Source organism: Ruegeria sp. H6 (genome assembly GCF_056532975.1).
This window is the reverse complement of sequence record NZ_JBQFOA010000034.1, coordinates 1-1,145: the sequence shown is the minus strand read 5'-3', so window position 1 is coordinate 1,145 and position 1,145 is coordinate 1. Positions and strand designations below refer to the sequence as shown.

The window sequence follows — 1,145 nt, the reverse complement described above, 5'->3', positions numbered from 1 at the left end:
CCGGGGGCCAGGTATTTGCGGCCCTCTTCGAAGGACGGATAGGCATTGCCGATGGCGCAGTTGTTGCCGATATCGGACGAGATGATCGCCTCTTTCGGCAGGGCGGCCTGGATCGCCCGCCACGCTTTGCGCGGGCTCAGCCAGTCGGGCTTGGCAGCGCGGGCACGCTCGTTCCAGGTGGTGCCCGGATCGTCCTGCTCGTGATCCATCGAGGTCAGTTCCTGCGCCCACCGCGACTTGGTCTCGGCGATCTTCGCCTTGCGCGCAGCGCGGCCCTCGTCACCGGCGGTGCCGGACAGCTGGGCCAGAATGTTGGTCGCCACGGTGGCCGCGTCGCCCACGATCCCGACCGAGACCTTCTTGGTCAGGCCGATGCGGTCCGGGTTGATGTCGACCTGGATGATCTTGGCGTCTGCGGGCCAGTATTCCAGGCCATAGCCCGGCAGGGTCGAGAACGGGTTCAGGCGGGTGCCGAGGCACAGCACCACGTCGGCCTCCTTGATCAGCTCCATGCCCGCTTTCGAGCCGTTATAGCCCAGCGGCCCGGCAAACAGCGGATGCGAACCCGGGAACGCGTCATTGTGCTGGTAGCCCACGCAGACCGGCGCATCCAGACGCTCGGCCAGGGCCTGCGATGCGGCGATGCCGCCCTTGGACAGCACCGTGCCCGCGCCGTTCAGGATCACCGGGTTGCGGGCGCTCGACAGCAGCGCGGCGGCTTCGGTCACGGCCGCGGCCCCGCCCTGGGGCAGTTCGAACTCGACAACCGCGGGCAGCTCGATATCGACAACCTGGGTAAAGAAATCCCGCGGGACGTTGATCTGCGCCGGTGCTGATGCGCGCTTGGCGTTCATGATCACACGGCTGAGCACTTCGGCCATGCGGCTGGGGTCGCGGACCTCTTCCTGATAGCAGACGCAATCTGCGAACATGCGCATCTGCTCCATCTCCTGGAACCCGCCCTGGCCCATGGTCTTGTTGGCCGCCTGTGGCGTCACCAGCAACAGCGGCGTGTGGTTCCAGTAGGCGGTTTTGACCGCGGTGACAAAGTTGGTGATGCCGGGGCCGTTCTGCGCGATCATCATCGACATCTTGCCGGTCGCGCGGGTGTAGCCATCGGCCATCATGCCGCCCGACCCTTCATG

The 1,145-nt window shown here is 66.3% G+C and carries 1 protein-coding gene; it reads right to left on the bottom strand.

Features of this window, described 5'->3' with window-relative positions:
* Positions 1–1,145, bottom strand: a 1,145-nt coding sequence (locus ACR0AG_RS22380; protein ID WP_480842885.1) for a sulfoacetaldehyde acetyltransferase, incomplete at both ends; no start/stop codon positions are given.